Raw genomic sequence first — 25,176 nt, forward strand, 5'->3', positions numbered from 1 at the left:
AACAAACTCCTTTCCAATTGACTATCAATCCTTTGAGATTGCCAATCTATTGACAATAATAGAGCCTAGAAAGTAAAAAACTATCACAAAAGGTATTGCCAAAAGCTGAAATGTAAGCAGAGCAACCAATGCTCCTCCCAAAATGACGTATCTCGCCTCATTTCCCTTCCATCCAAAGTGCTTGAACTTGAGGGCAAGCAATTTCACATCTGTGATCAACAAACTGGCCATTCCTACTGAAATCAGCGCCAACCACCACGGGTTGCTCAACACATCGAAAAATATAGGTTCTTCGGCAAGTAACGGCAAGGTGCACAAGAAAAGTGCATTGGCTGGGACAGGCAATCCATGAAAAGTATCTGTCTGCCGTTCATCATTATTGAATTTTGCCAGACGAAGTGCCGAATATGCTACGATGATCAAAGCTATATAAGGCACATACTCGATGGTTGTATTCGCTTCAATCATCTTGTACATCACAAAAGCTGGCACCACACCAAAAGACACCATATCAGCCAAGGAATCGAGATCCTTTCCGATATTGGAAGTCGCTTTGAGCAGTCTCGCAGCGAAACCATCCAAAAAATCCGCTATCCCAGACAGAAAAACATAATAAATCGCTTGATCATAGGCTCCTCCGAAAATCTCTATCATCGCCAAACAACCAAAAATCAAATTGAGGCATGTCAGCAGGTTGGGTATAAAATTGCGGATGCTCATTTGGATACTCCACAAAATGGGTTGGACTCCTTTTCTTTGCCAATAGTCGTCGTGCCACCATGCCCAGGGTAGACGACCATGTCATCTGCCAGTACAAACAGCTTTTCCCGAATACTCGTCATCAGCACCTCAAAATCCCCCCCGGGCAAATCAGTACGTCCCACACTGCCGTCAAATAGCACATCTCCACCAATGCATATTTTCTGTTCTGCATTGGTCAGCACCACATGTCCAGGGGCATGCCCTGGAGTGAAAAATACGTCCAATGCAGAATCCCCAAATTTGATCTTATCGCCCTCATTGATAAAATGATCCGCCTCGGTCGTACGGTAATCGGTAAACCCATATGCTGGTGCATAAACCTCCACCGATCTCAACGTCGCTTCGTCCTCTGGGTGAATGTACAGTTCCACGCCATACTTTTTCTTGACGAAAGCATTGCCAAGGACATGGTCGATGTGACAATGTGTATTGATGAGCTGGGTGACTTTCAGTCCATGCTTCTCGATATATGCCGTGAGCTCCTCTTTTTCTGTATCTTCATAACATCCCGGATCGATGATCAAAGCCTCCTTGGTCTCATCGAAGACAACGTAAGTGTTTTCATAAAAGGGATTAAAAACGAAATTGTGTATCTGGATCATAAATGTGATTATATATCTGCAAATTTGACCTAATATTGGTCAATCGCAAAATCTTAACACTTTGAAGGACTACCTCATCATAGGTCACGGCTTGGCGGGCGCACTATTGTCTCAATCTTTGCTCGACAAAAACCTCCAAATCACTGTCCTAGACACCCCCCAATCCAACCATAGCTCGACAGTAGCCGCAGGCCTATACAACCCCGTCACTGGTCGAAAAATGGTCAAAACTTGGATGGCCGACGAACATTTTCCTGTCATAGAGCCCTTTTACCGCGCCCTTGAAATCAAACTGGGCAGTCGTTTTTTGTACGATATAGGCATTTATCGTCCGTTTGTAAGTTTTGAAGAACAAAACGACTGGGATGCCCAACAGTCCGATAGCAAGTATCGCCCATTCATCTCATCTATCCATAAGGAAAGCCACCAAGCCGTCCAGCTCCAAGACCCCTACGGCGGCATCCATCTGCAGCCTGCTGGCTATATCCGTATTCCACAACTACTCGCAGATAGTCGAGACTACTTGATCACCCGGAATTGCTACCGCGAAGAAAAGTTTGACGAAGGTCAGTTAACCATCGAACCAGACCATGTCCAATACGGGAAAGAGTCCTATCGACAACTCATCTACTGCAATGGAGTATCGGCCCTTGAAAGCAAGCTCTTTGGGTGGATACCCCTACGTCCCGTCAAAGGAGAAATCATCCGAGCAGAGATGCATAAAAAAATAGACACCATCTACAACCGCGGAGTGTTTGTCATCCCGATCGGAAATCATCAAGTACGAATCGGATCCAACTATCAAAACCACTTCGATGACCTATCTCCCACCGAGGCAGCACAAACCGAAATCACAAAAAAACTGAACAACCTCCTCCACGAACCTACAAAAGTGATAGACATTGTCGCAGGAGTGAGACCTGCCACAAAAGACCGCCGACCAATCATTGGAAAACACCCCGAATATGAACATATTTATGTTTTCAATGGGTTTGGGTCTAAAGGTGTATCCTTGATTCCTTATTTTACATCCCGATTCATTGCGTTTGTAGAGGACCAACAACCGATGTCTCAAGATGTCGATGTTTCGCGATTCTATTCACTCTATTCTTCATAAGAATACAGATTACTTTATTTGCATGAAATACAGTTTACTTACGGTATGTCTTTTGATGTTTGTTTTGTCGGCTCACAGCCAGTACAAGAAACAAACCTTTGGGCAAAACCGCGTGCAATACAAAGAGTTTGAATGGTACTACTATGGCACAGAAAACTACGACATTCATTTCTATAGTCAAGGAGAAGAGTACGCCGAAGTAGCCCTAGAATATCTGCAAACGGAATTTGAGGTGATCACCGATATGATTGGCTATGCCCCCTTCTCCAAGAGTGAAATCTTCCTCTATAACTCCCACACAGATCTACTCCAAAGCAACATTGGTGTGGGGTCTCCTACCTTCTCGATAGCGGGAGAAACCAAATTCGTCAAACTCAACGTTGAGATTGCTTACCCTGGCAATATGATGGACTTCAAACGAGAGTTACGCTACAAAATCTCAAAGATGCTTCTGGAAGACATGATGTTTGGCGGTAGTTTGACGGAGATGTTTCAAAGTAACTACCTGCTTAACTTGCCTCAGTGGTTCATCGACGGAGGAGTCAACTACATTGCCTACGGTTGGGATGTCAACATGGACGACTATGTGCGAGACTATCTCAAAGAGAAAAAAATAAAAAAATTTTCCAAACTCGAAGGGGAAATGGCCACACTCGTTGGCCAATCCATTTGGAACTATATCGCTGTAAAGTACGGGCCAAGCAACCTAAGTAATATTCTCAACCTCACACGGATCATTCGAAACACAGAACATAGTGTGGCAAGTACCTTAGGTATCTCTTTTAGGCAGTTCATGTACGAGTGGGCCGAATTCTATGGCATCCCCAACGAAGAGCTCGAAGACAGCTATCTTGAACCTGACAAAGACAACAAATTGGTCGGCGTGACTGGAAATATCACCAAACTGACTGGATTGAAAATCAGCCCTCAAGGAACAAAAATGGCCTACATCGAAAACTACAAAGGCAAATATAAAATCATCATTCGAGACATCGAGAAAAACAAAGAGCGTGTTGCCTTCAAAGGAGGCTATCACTCCATCGACCAAGAAGTCTCCTACAAACTACCGCTCATCGACTGGATCAGCGAGACCCAACTTGGAATCGTACAAACATGGTACGGCAAGAACTTTCTCGTAACCTATGACCTGCCCACACGCTCCAAACAGCGCAAATCCATGGTGCGCTTCAATCAAATCAATCATATAGATTTCAACGACAATGGTAAATTGGCCATCATCAGTGCAGACGTAAAGGGTCAAACAGACCTGTACCTAATCAGCATGCGCAGAAACGCCATCAAACGATTGACCAAAGACAGTTGGGATGACCTCACTCCAGAATTCATTCCAGGCACGGATGCCTTTGTATTCAGCTCAAACCGAACCACAGACACCCTCAACATCACCACGCCTGGGATCAATGAAATGCCCGAGCTACTCAATCTATTTGCCTACGATCTCGATACGACTGACCAAGTATTGCATCGCATGACCAACACCATTAGCAGCGAGACACAACCTGTACCTGTCAGCAGAGACAAAGTCTACTTCTTGAGTGACCTCAAAGGCATCAACAACCTCTACGAATACTCTTTTAGTGACAACCTCTACCATCAAGTATCCAATTTTCGTACGAGCCTCCAGCAATACGACATCAACCCTGTCACTAAAGACTTGACCTACCTCATGCTCAACAATGGAAAATCGAAAATCTACCTTGACCAAGAGTTTGACCTTAACCAACAACTCTTCACTCCACCAACACTACGACACCAGATGGAGCAGGTCCAGTACATTCGTAAGAAACGAGAAGAGCGTGCAACACAGGAGCTACTAGAGCGTCAACAAGCCATGCTGCTCGCTGAGCAACAACAAGATTCGATCGATGCGCTCGACAGCACCAAAATGGTAATGGATGAAGCGTTTATCGACACAGACAATTACCAATTTGAAGACGACCCTGATGAAGGCTCTGACGACAGCAACCAACGCTTCTCCTTCCTCTCCATCTACGAAAAAATCCAAAAAGAGCCCACAGTGACTGGCCCTCTACCCTACGAAACTAGTTTTACGATTGATAACCTCGTTACTTCTTTTACTTTTGACCAACTAAGAGGCTTTGGCATCCTCGTCGAGACACAAATGACCGACGCACTTGAAAACCACAAATTCAACGGCGGTTTTGTTGCTATCACAGACTTCAAGAGTGGAGACTTCTTTGCTGAATACGATTACTTAAAACACACCGTAGATTTCAGCTTTCGGTATGACCGACACGTCATACACGAAGAGGGCTACCGCAATTCCAACGCCTCTGACGACCGAGATATTCTGCAAAAATACAAACTCAACTCCTTTATACTAGGAGCGGCCCTACCCCTATCTGTATCCAGCCGATTTGAAATCAACGGTGGAATGATATTTACCAACTACTACAACATCAACCCCAATGTCCTAGGCACACGTCCCGTACCAGAAGGCATCATCCTCGGGTCCAACTACACCTATGCCTCCTTCAAAGCAGCGTGGGTGTTTGACAACACGCTAGTCAATGGGCTCAACCTCTTTGAGGGCATGCGTGGCAAGGTCTCGATTGAGCACAACCAGGCCCTCAATGACAACTCTCGTTCCTTCAGCAATTTCAACGTAGACTTGCGCCGCTACCAAAAAATCCACCGCGAACTCATCCTCGCAACGCGTGTTTACTATGGCGCCTCCTTTGGCAACCGCCCAATGACGTACATGCTCGGAGGCATGGACAACTGGATGTTCAACGACAAGGACAATACAAATCAACCTAGTTCCCCACTCTACTTCAGCAACTACAAAGACAACTCCGACATTTTATTTGCCGAATTTGTCAACCTAAGAGGCTTCAATTTCAATAGATTCAATGGTGACAATGTCCTCACTGCCAACGCAGAGCTTCGCTTCCCAGTCATCAAGTATTTCACACGAGGCACCATCAAATCCAATTTCCTCAGAAACCTACAATTCATCGGGTTCTACGACATAGGCTCTGCTTGGACTGGACTCTCTCCTTTCAACGAAGACAATACCGTAGACACCAAGCTCGTCAAAGAGCCAGGCTCTCCCTTTGAGGCGATCATCAAAACCAGCCGCAACCCTTGGCTACAAAGCTATGGATTTGGTGTACGCACTGTGATATTCGGCTATTACCTCCGCTTTGACATGGCCAAACCGATCGAAGACTACCACCAAAAGGACATGAAATTCTACTTCTCCTTAGGGTATGATTTCTAAGCCTTGTTTTACATTTTTTATCCTCCCAATAATTCTCGATTTTTGCACATGACGAAATCAATGACAGGCTATGGCCATGCGAGTTTTGAAAACGATCAAATCAGCATACAAGTGGAAATCAGAACACTTAATTCCAAATTTTTAGATATTGGAGCCAAGATACCCAAGGAAATATCAGCCTTGGAAAATGACCTCAGAAAGATCATCTCCGATCGCCTCATCCGAGGAAAAGTCAATTTCAACGTGGACATCACGGCCAAGTCCAAGCTCAACCAAGCTCCAAAAATAGACCCTGAGCTGTTTCGTCACTACAAAGAGCAAATCCTCAGTGTCACGCAAGACATGACGCTCTCAGATGCCGACATCCTCTACAGCATCATGAAAACCGGAGATATCTACGAGCAACCAGAAAACAAAAAAGAGATCGCAGATAAGGCTACCATGGTCCGCCTCGTCGAGCAAGCACTGGATCAATGTGATGCCTTTCGTCTACAAGAAGGCAACTCTGTAGAGATCGCCCTGAAATCATTCGCAGACAGCATCTCACTACGTCTAGATGCTATCAAAATCAAAGATCCAGAGCGCATGATACACATCAAAGAGCGAATCAACGAGGGACTTAAAGAATTGAGCGCCTCAGAAAAATCTGACCCCAACCGCTTCGAGCAAGAATTGATCTATTACATCGAAAAACTTGATATTTCAGAAGAGATTGTACGTCTAGAGAATCACTTGCAGTTTTTTCACAGCACGTTGGACGAACATGAATCTCAAGGCAAAAAACTAGGGTTCATCAGTCAAGAAATGGGTCGAGAGATCAACACCATAGGCTCTAAAGCCAACAACTCTGACATCCAGAAGCTCGTTGTGGAAATGAAAGATGAACTTGAAAAAATTAAAGAGCAGGTTCTCAATATCATCTAGATCTTTAGCGTCTTGAAAAATAAGGCACAAAAAAAGTGCTGAGGAAATCCTCAGCACTTTTTTTGTGCCTTTACTAGCCTATGCCTTAGCTCAGCTTGAACGTGATAGGTAGAATCATTCTCACCTTCACTGCTCTACCTCTTTGTTTACCTGGCTTCCACTTTGGAGCACCTTGCAATACTCTCACAGCTTCTTCGTCACATCCAGCTCCGATGCCTTTGATCGCTCTCACCTCAGTGATCGTACCGTCTTTGTCTACTACGAACTGTACGAATACTCTACCTTCGATACCCATTCTTCTCGCTTGGTTAGGGTACTTCATAGACTTACCTACGTACTTGTAGAATGCCGCCATACCACCGGGAGGTGCTGGCTGATCCTCTACGATATCGAATACTTCATCAGCCACTTCTTCTTCTGGCTCTTCTTCAAATACAATATCTTCGATGACAGTTTCTTCCGTGATTTCCACATCCAATTCCACTTCGATCTCTTCCTCGATCTCTTCCTCATCTGGAACCTCTACGATCTTAGGCAATTCGATTTTCGGTGGGGGTGGAGGGGGTTGCTCCGTTGGAGGAATCTCCATAATGTCTTCAAAATCATCATCCACCTGCCCTAAGTCGACCAATTCGCCATCATCATAAAACTTCCATTCGAATGCAGATATGATGAGCAACAAACTGATAGCAAGCCCGATGTTAAAAAACATCCCGCTCTTTCTCTCAAGGGCAATCTTCGGGTTCTTTTTTACCTCCATGCTCTTATATTTAGTTTTCTCAAATTCAGTTAACAATAAGTAACTTCAAATATACACAACAGATGCAGAATTCCACATTTATTGATTTATTTTCCAATACTTTGTCAAGTATGCTCCAGCTACTCCTCCCAACACATCTACGATGAAGTCCGCGAAGTCTGCTTGTCGGCCTTCGACATAGCGCTGCAACCACTCTGAGCCTCCAGCAAGGGCCAGTAAAAACACGCCTCCAACTACCCACAACCGGCCCCAAGTAGCCCGAGAAAATAGAGAGATTTGACCGAGAGCCGCCCAGACAAAAAACAATCCAAAATGGACAACTTTATCAAAATGAGGGATTTGGCTCAACAGACCATGATCTCCATCATCTTTGCGCAACAACAAAAAAAGGATGGCACCTGTCCATCCTATAAATAATATGCTATAATATCTTGACTTGACCCGTGCCAATTACTGCCCGATCAACTCTTTATAAGCCTCTGCAGACAGTAAATCATCCGCCTCAGCCAAATCCGAAACTTTGATCTTGATCATCCAACCATCATCGTATGGGTCAGAGTTGACCAATTCGGGTTCACTTTCCAACTCTTCGTTGAACTCCAATACCTCTCCTGATACGGGCATGAACAAATCCGAAACCGTCTTGACCGCTTCGATCGTTCCAAAAAGCTCTCCTTTTGCGATCGTCTCCCCTTCGGTCTCGATCTCGACATAGACGATGTCTCCTAGCTCTCCTTGTGCAAAATCAGTAATCCCAACAGTGGCTACATCCCCTTCTATGCTGACCCATTCGTGATCTGCTGTGTATTTCAAATGATCCGGAATATTCATTTTTGAATTGTTTTTGTTTTTCAATTAATAAGGTCTCAAAAATAAGCCTTAATTATAAATTATTCGCTTGACACCCTCAGAATCCTTACGTCACCCAATCCATTATTATTGTGCCAAACTGAAGCGTATCTGAACACCAAATGCGGATGAAGACCGATTGTACGAACTAGAAATCTTGGGTTCATTGATGTTCTTCTCAAAATACATGGTCAAATTGAGCTTTTGATTTGCCACAAAACTCAAAGTTGGCCTCACCTGATAGTTGATATTTCCATCTGTGATCGTGCTGACATCTTCTATTTTGCGCTGAACTGTTTTGGTATCTCTTACTGTGAAGGTCATTCTAAACTGAATCTGGTTGTCCAAGACGATGGTCCTACCCTGTACTTTAAAAGGAATTTTGAACTTGTCTCTGGTAATCCCAATATCAAAGGAAACATTATTGCTCTTGATTTCGGTAAGCTGGGAGTTGGATAGATCAAACTTGAGACTCCTCTCCTTGGCGTAATCAACTTTACCCGTGACCATTCCTTTGGTCCGAACACTCACCCCAATCAGCGGCGAAAAACGCTCAATTACATCTACTTGATTGATAATATAGACAGGCACCAATGACCCATTGTCCTTGACTGTAGCTGTCGGATAGTCGAGGATATTGTTCGTCAAGTCCAACACGTTGACGTCTTGATATTTCAGCGAATTGGTGTAGTTGGTAATACTAAATGTAGAGGTATAGGCATGAGTCAGATTGATGGAGGTGAAGACTTCTTTGATCCCAGCTAGTTTGCTCAGTCCCGCATAATCTACTCGCCAATTGGGCATCGGTAATTTAGGGAACGGCAACATCGATACCGTCTGAGCACTCCTATCCGTATAAGCAGCGATAAAGGCCGGTATCAAGACGTCCTGTGAGCCTGTATCATACTCCTGCCCTTGACTCCTCCACCGGTCCCAGATGATGTCACGATTCTCTACAAACTGTTCAAAGACCTTGGACACATTGTCTGCGCCATCTTTGTCAAAAGCAGTCATGATCGGCAGGAATGAAACCGTATAACTACCTGATCGAGTCGGCGTAAGGGAGTTGTAGGTATTGACAGTTGTACTGTCCCAACGATAAATTTCTTGGTATTCGGCATTGTTGCTGCGCTTGGCATCCACCTGCACACGAAAATCCTTGAATGGCTCGATAGCCGCTCTCAAATTAATGTCTTCTGTTCTGGTCTGGACAAAAGGCGCAGTGAAAAGTCCATTTTTGACTAGCCATTCCTGCCGAGCCGCTCGAATTCTAATGTCCGGATCCTGGTCTCCCAGTACAAACCCCCAGCCTGGTGCACTAAAATCACGGTCCATTCCTAGCATATACGGAGTGGGCAACATCCCTGGCAAAGAAGTCGACTCCCGCAGACCAAAAGTCATATTGATAGAACGGACAGCCATAATCATACGCAGGATACCCTTGAACGCATCCACCCCTCCACTGGTGCGCACAGTATCGTAGCGTGAAGTACGAGAGCGGGATTGTGGTTTGTTGATACTACTCAAGTATTTAGATTTATTGTAGAGGCGCACCAAATCGACTTTCCCCGTCAAGTCCTGAGTGCGCTGATTTTCAATCACGTTACCAAACTCCTCTACTTGATTGATGTTGCCCCCAACCCATGAATAGTCTACGGCATATCGGTAATCGGCACTCACCCAATCTGTCAAAGGCAACTTGTCTAATGGCAAACGATAGTTGAGGCTGATGTTTTGATTGAAGGTCTTGATCCGCCCAAGTCTCTTGAGGTTATTGATCACAGAATCTCTCTTAGCTTTGGTGTCCAAATCTCCCTCGGGTTCGTCAATGATAGCTCTGACAGTAGCGTTGTAGTTGAGGCTGAGATTACGAAACAAGCTCCACCGGAGGTTATAGGTTCGGTCAAAATTAAAATACTTCTCAAAATTAGGGTCAATACCCGTAGTGGTTAAATCAGAATTTCTCAACTGTGTCTTTTGAAAACGCCTATCCACAGATGCCCTCACTGAGAAACTGTTAGGCAAGGGGCTAAAATTGATATCCTTGATCAACTGTAAATACGGACTACTAAAGGCCTTCGATTTTTTGAAGGGCTCCACACTCGGTGCCTTGGTGGTGTAATTGTACGCCACACCCCCAGAGTACTGCTTGGTTACTTTTTTGGCTGTATTGACGTTGGATGACTTCTGCTCTGAGAAAGAATAATTGAAAGAGAAATTCTCAATATCGTAGACATGGCTCTTCGCATCCTCCTTCACCTTTTCTTTGTGTACATTGATAAAATTGATACTTCTGTTGGTCGTCTGAGAAATCACCTTCTTCTTGTAATCATCCTTTTCTTCCTGCGTATTGTATTTTTGAAGGGATGCCTCCAAAGGAATATCATTGTCCAACGGGTCATAACGTGGAGTCTGCGTGGATTTAGACGTGCTCACAAACATCGGAATTTTGATTCCTGTCTCTGCAGGAATCAATTTGTCCACATTGATGTTGGCCGAAAGGTCGTACTCAAAGGTTTCTTCTCTGGTACGCTCCGAAATCTGGTCCTGAATACTACCAAAGCCCACCGAAGTATATCGCGTCGCAGCATTGAGTGTCGCAAAATCAGCTAGCTGCACATTCACCTGAGCGTTGGCGGCCCAGCCCTTTTCATCGTCAAAGTCCGTAACACGCATTTCGTTGGCCCAAATACAAACTGACTTGGACTGCTGATCAGGTGTCGACGGGTTACGTATACCGATCATCATATCGGTGACTCCACTCAACTTTGGGTTACCGATGATGGTCACTGTATAGTCCAGCCCCAACGAATCTGGATTTGGCGTATAACGAGAAGTCACATCATAATCTTCAGCATTTCTAGCGGACTTTACAGCATATAGATCGTTGAAAGCAATATTGATCTCATTGGCCGATGGCCAAACGTCCTCTGCCGTATAACTGGACAAGCCGTCTGGGGTAATCTTGAGCGGGACCTCTACTTCATAATAGTTTTGCGTCTGATCAAAACCTAAGCGAATGAAAGCTGTCACCTCATCGTCTCCAATCGGTTCTCCTTGGTTGGCTTCCGCATGAAAAAACATTTTAAGCTTCCCGTAGTTGATCATGTCTAGATTCAAAGAATTTTTGTACGCTGCGCGTGCATCTCCGTCTTCCAGATCCTCTACGCACAGGCTCAATGATTGCTCATTGCTCCGAACTGGGATAGCCGTGGTATTGTCATAATCTCGACTGATTCCAGGTGGGACCATGTACGGAGGACTATCCCCATCCGATGAGCTATTCTCAATAATTCCTACCACTGACAATTCAAAATCCGAAGAGACCACTTCTGGTATTTCTCCCAGTCCTGCTTCCGACAGGTCTTGATCGTATTTTCTCCATTGGCTAGCCACCATCTGAAACTCCGCCATGCGCAATACAACTGGTTTTCTCCATCCGGTCATATACATTCTCATGTACCGCAAAAACTGCAGATCAGGAGAACCTACTTCTGTCCCACTGCTGATCGGTATTCGAAACAAATACCACTTGGCTCTTCCGTCAATATCTTCTACTTCATCCACCACATAGCCCTCACCTGCATGCAAGATGTTTTTGTTGATCGGAATGCGGTACTCGAGATAAGATTCCGTCTGACTCACATAATTGTCTTCATTCAAATCCTCATTTTCGGGTTCGTTGGTCGCTGACGAACTGTAGTTGTCATTGGTAGAGCCTACCGGTGAATTCCCTTCATGTCCATTAAAATTCTTATATCGCTCAAGTACCTGTGCATTGCTTTGGTTATAAGACTCATCAAGGTAGTGTTTGAAATCGTCCGCTGAGGGGTCATTCAATACACGGTTTTGACCATTTGCATTGAGACTATTGATCACCGTTTGATCCATTTGGGGCACAAAAAAATCTCTCTCTCCGGTCAAATTATAGCCATCAAGCCCCACATCTTGATTGTTCCGAGCAGTAGAAGATGAATTGGAAAAAAACCGCGTCAGAAACTGGTTGGTAGTCACTCGTCCCCATGGGGTGATTTCTGTGTTTTCGTCTCCACCATCCTCAGGCAACCCATTTTCAAAAGCCTGCTTTTTGTCTGCCAAGACATCCTCCGAAACATCCCCTAAGTTGAAGACCAGTTCTCCTGTCGAATCATCATTGGGTACATTGTATATCCCATCCATCACAGGGTCATCTGTAAATGGATCCATCAACCAAAATTCGATATACTCTACGTTATTTTTGGTGAAGTCAACACTTGTCGGCACAGCTCGTGTGATTGCGGCAAATTTATCCTGTGGATTCTCCAACAAACCGTCCTGAGTCAGTTCTGCACTGTTGTAATTGTAAGCTCCACGCTCCGAAGGGTAATAAGCCAGGTCAAAAACACGCAAGGGAACATTCACCACATTGACATCCTGCAGTCTAAAAAGATCCTGTGCATAGACAGGTTTGACATAGTTGTTTTCCAGTCCATCTTTGTCAATTTGGCTGGGACGCTGACTACCATAGAAGGTATTGTCGACCACATACCAAGCCAGTTTGGCTCGCTTGTACCCTACCTCCAGGTCTGTCCCTTGGACAAACTCCGGTGGCGTAGAACCTAAACTCCAAGCGGTATGATTTCCCCCCAAATAATATGGGGTAGCTGCACTCTCAAAATCGTCGATATAAGAAGTACCTTCTCCATCCACTTGATTGGATGTACCAGGGATAAGTTGAGCAAACTCACCATTGAACGTTACCGTTGATTTTTCTTTGGTACTAATCAATGGCAGGGCATCTACCATCTTGGTCAGCATGCGCGAGTCCTCTTGAAAATTGACATCAAATCCATACTTTGTGTTTTTGATGGGCTCATTGCCGATACTATAACGAGACACTCCTCCTGGGCGCTGACTCAAATGAAGTAAAGTCGCTCCTACATTGACCTTATCACTGAACTGATAGTCCAGTCGAGTCCCTGTCAACCACTTGGACTGAAAACTAAACATGTCATCTACCTCATAGCTGATATTGATGGTCTTACCCGAATTGAGCACTCCCTCATTCAATATTGTCACCTGGCCAGACCCTAGATAACTCACCTGATAGTCCGTCCCTTCTGCAAGCAGTGTACTCCCTGCCGTCACTCTTACTGAACCTTCCGCTATATTGAACCCATCCAAATTGTATACATTTCGCGCACTAGAGGAGTAGGTTCCTTCCAATCTAAACTTGTTTTTGGCAGACACCTGTTCTGCGAGCGTCTTGGTTCGTTCATAAAGTTCCTGATACACATACTTGTCCTTGAGTCCTTGTTCACTAGCCGTAAAAGCATTGTCTAGAGTAGTTCCAAAAGGCTCCAGTACCGGAAAAATCACATTGCCATAATCCGCGTCAAATGTGATCCCAGGAATGAAATCAAAATTACCATCAGGCTGATCATCCCCATTGACGTTGAGTTGATCTAGTTTCAGTACTTCGATCAAGGGCACATTATTGGTGTTTTGTCCTTCGTTCAGATTGGGCGCATCGTAGTTGTTGATATCATCTCGATATTTGACCCTTAGTTCAAATCCCTCTTGGTTGATTCTCGCTCCTCCCAGATTATAGATATTTTTCATTGCCAAATCCCAAATCGGCAAATCTGCATCCGTATTATTGGCTGGCAACAAAAGTTTCAAAACGATCAAGTCCTCATCAGGCCGCCCTTGATAGTTCTCCGAGAGTTCCCCTACTTGGTATGGCGTTGTATTTCCATTGTAAGTATACTCATAGGACACAGCCAGCACTTCTCCTTCTCTCAAACGACTGTTGAGGGTCACATACCCCAATTTATCATCCCACTTGTACTCGGAGGGATCAAGTTTTCGTACACTTGGCCGTGCTTCAAAATCTCGGCCCTCCACCATCTGAAACTGCCCAGTCTCCAGGTAGCTCCCTGCCTGAGAGATGTCCCTGATCTCAGGAGCATCCACGATCGAGGCAAAAATATTGTTGGCAGCATTATCGTTGGGAGAAGAAGGAACTGTCACCACCCCTGTGCTGTTGCCCAAGCGTACGGGCTCCCCTAAATCACTAAGTGCGATGACCCCTCTCAGTCCCGTTGTCTCGGTCTGTTGCTTGACGATATAAACTTCCAAACGCGAGATTTTGACTCCAGACACAAGGTTTGGTAAGTTTTTAAGCCATTTTTCATAGTTGTCCCGAAAGAAATGCCCCAAAAAGAAATGGCGGTATTGATCATAATCTGACGCTCTGATATTGAAGGGGGTTCCCTCCGTTCCGTTGGTAAAGGTCTTGGTCTGAGCACTTCCTTGCTGTCTCGATGCTATGGCGGTGACATAGAGTTTGCCAAATTGCATTTGAGTTTTCACTCCAAACAAACTTTGCCCGCCAGTGATCAGCGAATTGGCGATCGGCATGCTCACATTACCGATTTCTATTTTTTTGATGATATCTTCCTCATAGCCTGTATACTCGATCTTCATGTTGTTCTGAAAATCGAAGGAGTTGTTGTTGTCAAAGTTGGCAGTGACGGCAAGTTTTTCCCCCACCTTGCCGATGACATTCATTGAGATTTGCTGGTTGTAGTCAAACCCTCCAGTACGTTGGTTCCTGACTGGCACTTGGGGGTTTTCTACAGTCTGCCATCTCCCTCCGAAATCCATGTTGACAAACCCGTTGGGTTGTATATCCACATAGTTGCCCCCAAAAACTCTATCAAACATCGGACTAATGTAGATCTTGGGAATCAAGCGTCTACCACTCACCGCACTCTCTCCATCCAATCCTGCTGACCTTTCTTGCCAATAATCCTTTTTCATCTGAGCATCCTGATAGTCCTGAAACTGCTCGAAAGTCATCGTGGATTTGGGACGATAATTCAATGCCCCTACTTTCTCAGATATGGTATAGTTCATGTTGCTATCCATCTCCACTTCCACGTTCATGTTGGAGGGATTGTTGAGCAGTAGTGGGGAGTGACTTTGGCGATTCGAAAAAGGGTCGCCGTATCGGTCGGTAGCTTGATAAGTTGAGTGTTCACTAGGCTCATACTTTTCCTTTTTTTTGACGGTATCTGCAGCATTTGGAATTTGCTGAAAAGCAGATACGCTCTCACTCATCAGTACTGCATGAATGAAAATCAGGAAAATACGTATGTGGAATTTGACTCTTATCAAACTCTTAAAAATTGTTTAGGCCCTTTTCAACGCTAATTTAATTAAATCCTCAAGTCCCAGATCTTCATCGCTATCTTTCATGATTTTATCCAGCGTTTTCTCAGCGACTGATTTGGATATCCCTAGAGTAGTGAGGGCAGCCAATGCTTCTGACTTGACACTGTGCTCCTTTTTCAAGGTCAGCAGAGGGCCTCCCGCTTCCAATTCTTCTTTGGACATCTTGTCCTTCAATTCCAATATGATTCTTTGGGCAGTTTTCTGTCCTATCCCTTTCACACCACTGATGGTCTTGACATCACTATTGACAATCGCAGCATGCAACTCCTGCGACGACAATGAAGACAAAATCATCAGACCGGTAGATGGGCCTACTCCAGAAATAGAAATCAGTTGTTGGAATCGCTTCTTCTCGTCTTGGTCAAAAAAACCGTACAAGGTTTGTGCATCCTCTTTCACATGAAAATGTGTGAAAATGTGTGCTTGATCCAGGTTTTTCACCAGACTGTATGTATTCAAGGAGATATTGACATGATAGCCAATACCTCCGTTATCTATTATAATATATGTCGGATCTATCTCGACAAGTTTTCCTTCGATATACGATATCATTTTTTACTTCGCTCCTTGGATTCTATCGCATCCACAGCTGCGATAGTCGCCATATTGAATATCTCCCTCACAGACGATCCGCGCTGCAACACATGTACGGGCTTGTTCATCCCCATCAATACTGGGCCGATCGCTTCACTCGACCCTATTTCCATCAGCAGTTTGTAGGCGATATTTCCTGAAGAAAGATTAGGAAATATCAAAGTATTCGCTCCCTTTCCGTTGAGTTTGCTGAATGGATAGTCTTTAGCCATCAACTCAGGGTTCAAGGCGACATTGGCCTGAATCTCTCCATCGATAATCATTTCTGGCCATTTTTTCTTGGCCAATGCCACAGCTTCTGCACCCTTGGCAGGAGTATCTCCCTTGGCCGAACCAAAAGTAGAATAGGACAACATGGCCATTCGCGGTTCGAAATCAAAGAATTTCACTGCACGATTCGACAATTCTATGATATTGAGTAGTGCCTCTGTATCTGGATTCACATTGACCGTAGTGTCAGCGAGAAAGTACGTTCCCTTTTGGTTCCGGATGATGTACATCCCTGCGACACGCTTTACTCCTGGTTCTGTACCTATGATTTGCAATGCAGGACGTATGGTATTTGGGTAGTCGTTGGACAAACCAGAGATCATACCATCTGCATCTCCTCTCTCTACCATCATCGCTCCGAAATAGTTGCGATCGATCATCAATCGCTGTGCCTCACGGAGGGTCATCCCTTTGCGCTGTCTCTTCTCGAACAAGACGTCAGCGTACTCCATTCTCTTCTCTCGTTGCAAATAAGTGTCTACGATCTCACAGTCGAGTTCTAAGTCATTCTCTTTGATGACTTCTCGTATTTTTTCTGCATTGCCGAGTAGGATTGGAATTGCGACTCCCTCATCCATCACAATCTGTGCTGCCTTGAGGATGGACAATCTATCTCCTTCTGTAAACACCAAACGCTGAGGGTCTTTCTTGGCACGTGAAGCCAATCGGGAGATGATACGTTGTCCCATTCCCAGTCGCTCTTCAAGCTTCATTTTGTACTCATCCCAGTCACTGATCGTAGCACGGGCTACACCCGAATCAATGGCTGCTTTCGCTACAGCCGACGAGATACTGGAAATCAAACGTGGATCAAGCGGTTTTGGAATCAAATATTCTCTACCAAACTTGATGACCTCAGAACCATATGCTTTGGCTACAGCATCAGGTACCGGCAACTTAGTCAATTCAGCCAAGGCTTCAACTGCCGCTAACTTCATTTCTTCGTTGATCGCCGTAGCACGTACGTCCAGCGCTCCTCTAAAAATGTACGGGAATCCCAATACATTATTGACTTGGTTAGGATGATCCGAACGCCCAGTTGCCATTACCACATCCTCTCTCGTTTTCATCGCGAGAGCATAGGGAATCTCAGGATCTGGGTTGGCCAATGCAAAAACGATCGGGTTGTCTGCCATCGACAGCAAGTCCTCTGCTGTCATCACATCTCCCATAGACAGTCCCAAAAACATATCTGCTCCTTTGACTGCTTCTGATAATGTGGTCAATTCCGTTTCGGTTGCATATTTAGCCTTCATAGGATCGAGGTTTTCACGACTCGTTTTGATGACTCCCTTGCTGTCGAGCATCAGGATGTTCTCCTTTTTGGCACCCATCTTGACATACAAATCCGTACAGGCTATGGCAGCTCCTCCGGCTCCATTGACGACTATTTTGATCTCCTCAATCTTCTTATTTACTACGATCAGCGCATTGAGCAATGCCGCACTTGAAATAATCGCTGTACCATGTTGATCATCATGCATGACAGGAATATTCATCTTCTCACGCAATTCTGTTTCGATCTTGAAACTCTCGGGAGCCTTGATGTCTTCGAGGTTGATCCCTCCAAAAGTCGGTTCCAATGCCTTAACGATTTTGATGAATTCATCCGCATCCATTTCATCGACTTCTATATCGAAAACATCGATTCCTGCAAATTTTTTGAATAGCACTCCTTTTCCTTCCATCACTGGCTTGGATGCTTCTGGACCTATGTTTCCCAGACCAAGGACAGCCGTACCGTTTGAAATCACACCAACTAAGTTTCCTTTAGAAGTGTATTTGTATACGTCCTCTTTGTTGTTGGCGATTTGGAGACAAGGTTCGGCTACTCCTGGAGAATAAGCCAAAGCCAAATCATGCTGTGTAGACAATGTTTTGGTAGGGCGAACCTCTATTTTTCCTGGAGTCGGAAACTCGTGAAAGTCTAATGCGTCCTTTTTTCTAATTTTGCTCATTTGATTGTTGGGCTATGATGTATTTACAAAATGAACGGAGGAGCCCTCCGCCTTATCATTACATACTTAAACTTGACGTGAATGTCTGCAGTATAATTTCCATCTCTTGCATCGGTACACGTTTGTCATCTCCGGGCTGATAGACGTAGCCTTCGAGATAGTACAACCGCTTTTGGTTTTCATCCACAAACACATAGCTGATGAAAGGGCCACCTGCGGAAATGTCACTGTTCTTCCAGAGGCCTCTCGCCTCTTTGCCATACTTCCCTTTGAAATTCACTTCTTTGATAACACTCAAGGTGTCTTGTAGCGTCATGTATAGTTCGGGCTTTTCGATATCTCTCATGTACGTCGAGGTGATGGTCTCTCTAAAATCCAACACATCGTCAAATGGGTCTTGACTGTCAAAAGGTTGGAAATACACAAATAGGTCTTTTTCAGACTCCGTGTCTAACAGTCTAATCCAAACAAAGTTCTTCAGTGCCTTGGCTACTTCAAACCCATAGGGAATGTTCATGGTAAAATCATACTCCTCCTCCAATCGTTGCTCTATTTTCTTTTCACGTACTTTGAATAATTTTCGTGCCATCCGATCATTCTCTACCTTGACAAAATGATTTCTCAACATACTCTCATTCGCCTTGATATGAGCAATCAATTGCTCTTTGGTCTGGCCAAAGAGATGTAAGACGTCTTGGCCTTGGGCATAGGCATTTTTTTGCGGCAGCATGAACAGGGATGAATCTTGGGCTATTTTGCTGAGGGACTCTTCTGAATAATACTTTTCCATTTGTCTACTTTGACGCCCGCTGTTGTCCAAAGTGTGAACAAAAATCAAATTGGATGCACGCTTGATGATGCTGTTGAATTTAAGAGGATTGATATTGCGCATTTTGAAATACGGCTCATCTTGCGGCAGTCCTGGTACATAGACAGAATAAACATCCCGCAAGGCACCCCCGATCTCGGTATGCCAATCCGTCGTGTCCATCACTACGAGCAGAGCATTGGGCTCTCCTGCTGCTTTAGGCAAATAGGTTTTATCTGACTGCTTGGTGCTATTCCCCTTTGGTTTGGAATCTGAGCACGACACGACAAGTAGTATCGAGAAAAGAAGAAACAAAGAGCTCACTAACTTGGGCATGATTATACGAGGTTTTGGATTGAAGAACAGTAAAGCTACAAAGTCGAAGATCAACAATTTACATGTTGATCAATAACTTTTGTCCAGGTTTAATACTAGACGTTGTGAGGTTGTTGAGCTTTTTCAATTTTTCGATAGAGAGGTCATCGTATTGTTTGGAGATACTCCAAAGAGAGTCTCCCGATTGGACCAGGTGATATTTGCCTCCAGGCACTGTTTTCTGCTCCGTACTGGGAGTAGATGTAGGCTGTGCAGCATAAGCATCTTTTGTACTTTGGTTGTAGTAAGGCATGACGTAGATATTCAGTCGCTGACCAACTCGAATCATGTTACTATTCAGGTTATTCCATCGTTTGATGTCTGACACTCGGACGTGATACCGCTCTGCTATCGACCCCAATACATCCCCGCTGCGTACACGATACACCTGTCTCTCTCTACCGTAAGTAGACCCTGGCGTATTTCGTGCCATATATTCCAGCTCCTTGCGGCCTACTTTGCTTGCTGTATCGAGCAAAGCCACTTTGTGCAGACGTATCGAGTCTACTAGATCCACTGGCACTTTCAGAGGGTAGTTTTTTGTACCCTCTGGGATCGCTCCACGGATCACTTGTGGATTGAGTCGTAGCAACTCATCTAAACACATGCTAGCTTGCGTTGCAAAAGTCTCGAGATGCACATAATCACTGACATGCACTGTGTCATATGCCATCAGGTATTGCTGATCCGAATCCAAATCTACTAGATTGTGTTCCTCCGCATAGTTGACTACATATATCATCGCTACCAGCTGTGGCACATACGATCTCGTCTCACGAGGCAAATAGTTGTACACATCCCAAAAGCTTTTCTTATATCCGGATCGACGAATGGCTTTGCGCACATTGCCGGGGCCAGTATTGTAAGCAGCCAAGGCCAGCTCCCAATCGTCAAACATGCTGTACAATACACCCAGGTAGCGCACCGCTGCTGCAGTAGATTCCCACGGATTCATGCGCTCATCAATGTACCAGGACTGATCCAACTTGTAGTGCTGCCCCGTCGCTGGCATAAACTGCCATAAACCTCCTGCCCCTACTCTAGACACAGCATTGGGATTGAGTCCCGACTCTATGATTGCCAGATATTTCAGCTCATCAGGCATGCCGCGTTCTGCTAGTTCCTTCTCAAAGATGGGGAAGTAAAAATTTGTCCTCGACAACACTCCCTTGGTATACTCTCTGTTGCGAACAGTGAAATAATCTATGAATGAAAACACCTTTTCGTTGAACACGAGAGGCAACTCCTTTTGGAGGCATGACATACGATCTTCGACGAGCTCGTAGCTGATATCGGGCAAGGCATCCACGCCGTTTTCCTGTGCATTGGATGTACTCCAAAAACCGATCAAACAGAAAATCGTTATGTAGCGTCTACCCTTCATACTGCCTATGTTTCTAATATATGGTCTTGCAAATATTTAGAGAAAGATAATAATTTCTCTTCTTCAAACGAATTCCCAATTACTTGAATTCCGATAGGCATTCCGTTTTCGTCCGTGCCATTCGGCAAAGAAATCGAAGGCAAACCGGCCAAAGAAGCCTGTACAGTGAATATATCCTCCAAATACATCTCTATAGGGTCTCTATCGTGGCTATTCAAGTCAAAAGCCGGCGTAGGAGCCGTCGGCATAATAATGAAATCATTGTCGGCAAAGAGCTTTTTGGTTTCATCGCGAATCAATCTACGTACCTTCTGCGCTTTGGTATAATACGCATCGTAAAAACCCTCACTGAGGACGTAAGTCCCCAGTAATATTCGCTTGATGACTTCTTCTCCAAAACCTTCCGTCCGTGTCTTTTTGTACATCGAGTCGAGATCCTTGGCCTTCTCACTGCGATAACCGTATCTCACCCCGTCGAATCGAGACAAATTGGCACTGGCTTCCGCAGTGGTCAAGATATAGTAGGTTGGCAATACATACTTGAGGTACTCAAAATTCATCTTGTGTATGGTATTGCCTGACGATTCGATTTTAGCAAATACTTGGTCCACCGACTTCTTGACAGCTGGAGCCAATGCCTCGTGAGTGTTGATGTTGTCAAACGACACCACCCTGAATTTCTCGGCCCATTCGGGAGCTTTGGAATATGCAGGTACACGCTGATGGCTCACCGTATGGTCGTACTCATCGGCACCAGACATGACTTCTAATACAAGTGCCGTGTCGTCGACTGACTGAGCCAACACTCCGACACAATCAAACGAACTGGCATAAGCTGTCAATCCATGCCTTGATATGCGCCCATAGCTCGGTTTGAATCCAATCACACCACAATAAGATGCCGGTTGTCGCACTGACCCCCCAGTATCCGACCCGATCGACACCAAACACATCTCTGCCTGTACCGCTACTGCCGAACCTCCAGAAGATCCCCCTGGCACTTTATTTTCTCCTATTGCGTTTTTGACAGGACCAAAAACAGAATTTTCGTTGGATGAACCCATCGCAAATTCGTCGCAATTGTTGCGACCAATAATGATCGCATCTTCATCTAACAATCGCTGAATCGAAGTAGCTGTAAACTGGGACTTGAAGTTTTCTAAGATTTTGCTACCGCACTGTAGGGAATGACCATCATGACAGTAGACGTCTTTGATGGTAATCACCATCCCTGCCAATCGCCCTGCCTTACTGCTATTGATTTTTTCCTGCACGACAGCCGCTTGTGCAAGTGCTTCCTGATCGTAGACTTCTGTCAACGCATTGAGCTCTGGGTTGGCTTGCTCGATATTGGACAAATAACCTTTGACTAAATCTATGCAAGTAAGGGTCCCAGATGCTATGTCAGACCTGACCTGAGACAATGAATGATAACTCTTCAAATCTTATTTCTTATCTTCCTTGATACCGTCTTCTATTTCGTCTTTGATCTCTTTCGAAGCGTCCTTGAACTCTCTGATACCTCTCCCTAAACCTTTCGCCAATTCAGGGATTTTTTTCGCTCCAAACAATAGGACGATTACTAGCACGATAATCACTAGTTCCCAACCTCCAGGCATCCCAAATGCCAATACTGAATGTATCATATATATTATAGCTTTATTCTACAGCAATTTAGCCACAAAGATAGGCAAATAGATTCAAGATAGATGTAGCGCCCAAATTTTGTTGTGGCTATTGCCGACCTATCGAATCAATCGCCTCTGTCGTCTTGTGCAACCTCTATGGTGTACTTTAGCGTAAGCACAATCGTAACATAAAAACTCAGGGATGAACCTAAATCAAATCACAATCTCGTCCACAGATGTCGCTCGATCGGTAGTATTCTACAAACAACTGGGTTTGCAACTGATTGTCGATTCGGCTCCTCGCTATGTTCGCTTTGTATGCCCCGCGGGAGACAGTACGTTTTCGATTCATCAAGAGGAACAACCCGCTCAATATGTCGGCACTACGATCTACTTCGAGTGCAAAGATGTCGATGCGGAGTACAAACGATTACTCTCAGCAGGCGTGCAATTTGCCACAGCACCGACCGATCAAGAATGGCTATGGAGAGAAGCTCGACTCCAAGACCCAGATGGTCATTGGATCATTTTGTACCATGCCGGGGACAACCGCAAAAATCCACCGTGGAGAATCAATTAATTTTACCTTTTTAACAACTATTTCCGGAACACTGCGTATTGTCGTTGTAACATTTAATGTTGATACGTTTAAAAAAATAAAATCATATTCAAAATAAATAACCATGTTGAACACACTATTAGCACTATTGACATTCGTCACCCTCGCAGGAGAAAAAAATCACACACCTGCTGCTGACGTCACTGAAAGTACCGTTGTATGGAAGGCTTCCAAAGTAACGGGCAAACACGAAGGCACCGTGACACTCACGGAGTCCTCTCTGGTCCTCAAAGGAACGGAATTGAAAGGGGGATCCTTCACCGCCGACATGACCTCTATCAATACGACTGACTTAGAAGGCGAGTATAAGGACAAGCTCGACGGCCACTTGAAGTCAGATGACTTTTTCGGAGTAGAGAAATACCCAACGTCTACCTTTAAAATCACCAAAGTGAAGAAAACAGGCTCCAACAGCTATGACGTGACTGGCAATATCACCATCAAAGGCAAAACAGAAACTGTCAACTTCCCAGCACAACTAGCTGTGGCAGGTGACAAAATCACAGCCACAGCGGTCATCACCTTGGATCGCACGAAGTTTGGCATCCGATACGGGTCAGGCAGTTTCTTTGACAACTTAGGAGACAAAGCCATCGATGACAAGTTCACTCTCGAAGTGACCTTAGTGTCTACCAAATAAAAAATCTAGGACACATTAACCCTCGAACCCTACTCTACCGGTAGGGTTTTTTTATGCCCTTTTTCGATATCTTCTGAAATTGCCGATCCAAAATCCCAGATAAATCGAGGTTTTGGTTACATTAGACGTCTAAATTGAGACCTTATGAATCACAGCAATCGCCGCGCCTCTCTAGGCATTATGTTAGTCGTCATCGGAATCCTATTTCTGCTTGACAACCTCCAGATCTTCTCATTTTCTGTACCACACTATCTATTTACTTGGCAGATGATCCTAGTGGTTGTTGGGGTTTTTCAGCTCGCTACTGGTAACCAACGTGGCGGCATCTTACTCATTACAATTGGACTAGTGCTGTGGCTACCTGATTATTTTGACATCAGTTTTAGACAATATTGGCCTGTGATTCTCATTGCGCTAGGACTCAGTTTTTTTTTCAAAAGTCGAACCGGAAAAATATATAAGGAGAACACAGACAGCATCGATCACCTCGCAATACTCGGAGGGACAAACCAATCCGTCCAAAGCAAGCATTTCGCAGGGGGTAAAATCACCACAATCTTTGGTGGGGTAGAACTGGATCTAAGACAGTCCTCTCTTGAAGACGGCAAAGCCATCCTTGATTCCTTTACCACCTTTGGGTCCGTCAAGCTATTCATCCCCAACGACTGGGTAGTCAACTACGAAGCGACTACTGTATTTGGGGGCTTCAAAGACAAACGTATCCACAAACCTACCGAATACTTTGGTAATGTACTCACGGTCAAAGGGTTGGTACTCTTTGGAGGAATCGAATTGATCGGCTGATCAATCCAAGTGGTTGATCACGGTCTTGATCGGCAAAACCAAACTCCACATTCCCACTACCGTATCTGGGACACAATGGCTGTAGACAGAGTCCTCCCTAGCGAAAGGGACGGTATACAGTGCATATTTGTCATCCATCATCTGTATCGAGGGTTGACTCTGCACAGCATTTTCTTGGTTGTACTGATACGCTTCCAAAAGGTCTTTTTCTTGCTTGGAGGTAAAATCCCCTTGTTCAAAACCCAATACTATCTGCCCCTCCATCTCTGTGGCTAATCTTGCTATCGTCTGATCAGCATGCGCCACAGCATCGGCACAATCGATCTGTCCGCTACGGTATGCTTCGTCGATTTGGGCATACGTCTGCGCACCATATTGCTCCGCCGCGATGATGATTTCAGCATGATTGAGTTGTCTGATTTCTTGGGTTTTAATGATCTCATTGACATTTGTCTTTTGCTTCCCTTCGAAAGCCGAACAAGAGGTCAATAAAAAACAAAGAGCTACGATTCGATTCATACGGCAAATTTAAGTATTGAAAAGCTAACGAACCCGTATAGACCTCACTTCCTCCGAATTAATACGGATTTTCAAGCACC

The 25,176-nt window shown here is 44.7% G+C and carries 19 protein-coding genes; 6 read left to right on the plus strand and 13 right to left on the minus strand.

All coding sequences use genetic code 11. From position 1 onward, the window contains the following. Nucleotides 1-24: 24 nt before the first annotated feature. Nucleotides 25-720 carry a CDP-diacylglycerol--serine O-phosphatidyltransferase gene (pssA, locus tag BFP72_RS16265; RefSeq protein ID WP_099600142.1) on the minus strand — a complete coding sequence of 232 codons (696 nt, stop codon included), beginning with the start codon at nt 718-720 and terminating at the stop codon, nt 25-27. Continuing rightward, a complete protein-coding gene (locus BFP72_RS16270) occupies nt 717-1,364 on the minus strand; it encodes an MBL fold metallo-hydrolase (RefSeq protein ID WP_099600143.1) in 648 nt (215 codons plus the stop codon). Before BFP72_RS16270 ends, pssA begins: the two co-directional genes overlap by 4 nt. A gap of 61 nt (nt 1,365-1,425) precedes the next feature. Between BFP72_RS16270 and BFP72_RS16275 the strand changes: the two genes are divergently transcribed. Genes BFP72_RS16275 through BFP72_RS16285 form a run of 3 tightly spaced genes read left to right on the plus strand, consistent with a single transcriptional unit; the run spans nt 1,426 to nt 6,670 of the window. Then, entirely contained in the window at nt 1,426-2,481 is a 1,056-nt protein-coding gene (locus BFP72_RS16275; RefSeq protein WP_158233441.1) for an FAD-binding oxidoreductase, read from the plus strand. 22 nt (nt 2,482-2,503) lie between these two features. Next, nucleotides 2,504-5,746: a translocation protein TolB gene (locus BFP72_RS16280; RefSeq protein ID WP_143520106.1), complete on the plus strand. Its 3,243-nt coding sequence runs from the start codon at nt 2,504-2,506 to the stop codon at nt 5,744-5,746. A gap of 48 nt (nt 5,747-5,794) precedes the next feature. Next, nucleotides 5,795-6,670 carry a YicC/YloC family endoribonuclease gene (locus tag BFP72_RS16285; RefSeq protein ID WP_099600146.1) on the plus strand — a complete coding sequence of 292 codons (876 nt, stop codon included), beginning with the start codon at nt 5,795-5,797 and terminating at the stop codon, nt 6,668-6,670. 85 nt (nt 6,671-6,755) lie between these two features. On the opposite strand, the gene BFP72_RS16290 is transcribed toward BFP72_RS16285, so the two are convergent. The 10 genes from BFP72_RS16290 to BFP72_RS16335 all read right to left on the minus strand — a co-directional run bounded on the left by BFP72_RS16290 (nt 6,756) and on the right by BFP72_RS16335 (nt 22,532). Next, on the minus strand, nt 6,756-7,430 hold the full coding sequence (locus BFP72_RS16290) for an energy transducer TonB (protein WP_099600147.1): 675 nt from the start codon (nt 7,428-7,430) through the stop codon (nt 6,756-6,758). A gap of 78 nt (nt 7,431-7,508) precedes the next feature. Continuing rightward, entirely contained in the window at nt 7,509-7,811 is a 303-nt protein-coding gene (locus tag BFP72_RS16295) for a VanZ family protein (protein WP_158233442.1), read from the minus strand. 69 nt (nt 7,812-7,880) lie between these two features. Then, nucleotides 7,881-8,261: a glycine cleavage system protein GcvH gene (gene gcvH / locus BFP72_RS16300; protein WP_099600821.1), complete on the minus strand. Its 381-nt coding sequence runs from the start codon at nt 8,259-8,261 to the stop codon at nt 7,881-7,883. 105 nt (nt 8,262-8,366) lie between these two features. Then, nucleotides 8,367-15,383 carry a cell surface protein SprA gene (sprA, locus tag BFP72_RS16305; RefSeq protein ID WP_099600149.1) on the minus strand — a complete coding sequence of 2,339 codons (7,017 nt, stop codon included), beginning with the start codon at nt 15,381-15,383 and terminating at the stop codon, nt 8,367-8,369. Between the two features lie 72 nt (nt 15,384-15,455). Beyond that, a complete protein-coding gene (gene ruvA, locus BFP72_RS16310; RefSeq protein ID WP_099600150.1) occupies nt 15,456-16,049 on the minus strand; it encodes a Holliday junction branch migration protein RuvA in 594 nt (197 codons plus the stop codon). Then, nucleotides 16,046-18,319 carry an NADP-dependent malic enzyme gene (locus BFP72_RS16315; protein WP_099600151.1) on the minus strand — a complete coding sequence of 758 codons (2,274 nt, stop codon included), beginning with the start codon at nt 18,317-18,319 and terminating at the stop codon, nt 16,046-16,048. Before BFP72_RS16315 ends, ruvA begins: the two co-directional genes overlap by 4 nt. Before the next feature lie 58 nt (nt 18,320-18,377). After that, nucleotides 18,378-19,463: a DUF4837 family protein gene (locus tag BFP72_RS16320; RefSeq protein WP_143520108.1), complete on the minus strand. Its 1,086-nt coding sequence runs from the start codon at nt 19,461-19,463 to the stop codon at nt 18,378-18,380. Between the two features lie 58 nt (nt 19,464-19,521). Next, complete coding sequence (locus tag BFP72_RS16325; protein ID WP_099600153.1) at nt 19,522-20,886, minus strand: lytic transglycosylase domain-containing protein; 1,365 nt, start codon at nt 20,884-20,886, stop codon at nt 19,522-19,524. A 5-nt stretch (nt 20,887-20,891) separates the two neighbouring features. Next, entirely contained in the window at nt 20,892-22,328 is a 1,437-nt protein-coding gene (gene gatA / locus BFP72_RS16330) for an Asp-tRNA(Asn)/Glu-tRNA(Gln) amidotransferase subunit GatA (protein WP_099600154.1), read from the minus strand. A 3-nt stretch (nt 22,329-22,331) separates the two neighbouring features. Next, a complete protein-coding gene (locus BFP72_RS16335; RefSeq protein ID WP_185123734.1) occupies nt 22,332-22,532 on the minus strand; it encodes a twin-arginine translocase TatA/TatE family subunit in 201 nt (66 codons plus the stop codon). Nucleotides 22,533-22,716: 184 nt separating this feature from the next. Here BFP72_RS16335 and BFP72_RS16340 point away from each other — a divergent pair, with 184 nt between their 5' ends. From BFP72_RS16340 to BFP72_RS16350, 3 genes are all read left to right on the plus strand, one after another. Beyond that, the gene (locus tag BFP72_RS16340; RefSeq protein WP_099600155.1) at nt 22,717-23,094 is read left to right on the plus strand and encodes a VOC family protein; all 378 of its coding nucleotides are present in this window, start codon (nt 22,717-22,719) and stop codon (nt 23,092-23,094) included. A 103-nt stretch (nt 23,095-23,197) separates the two neighbouring features. Then, entirely contained in the window at nt 23,198-23,773 is a 576-nt protein-coding gene (locus BFP72_RS16345) for a YceI family protein (protein WP_099600156.1), read from the plus strand. A 144-nt stretch (nt 23,774-23,917) separates the two neighbouring features. Further along, the gene (locus BFP72_RS16350) at nt 23,918-24,577 is read left to right on the plus strand and encodes a LiaI-LiaF-like domain-containing protein (RefSeq protein ID WP_099600157.1); all 660 of its coding nucleotides are present in this window, start codon (nt 23,918-23,920) and stop codon (nt 24,575-24,577) included. On the opposite strand, the gene BFP72_RS16355 is transcribed toward BFP72_RS16350, so the two are convergent. After that, entirely contained in the window at nt 24,578-25,096 is a 519-nt protein-coding gene (locus tag BFP72_RS16355) for a hypothetical protein (protein ID WP_099600158.1), read from the minus strand. Nucleotides 25,097-25,176 lie beyond the last annotated feature (80 nt).

The sequence above is a fragment of the Reichenbachiella sp. 5M10 genome (assembly GCF_002742335.1).
Lineage (GTDB): Bacteria > Bacteroidota > Bacteroidia > Cytophagales > Cyclobacteriaceae > Reichenbachiella.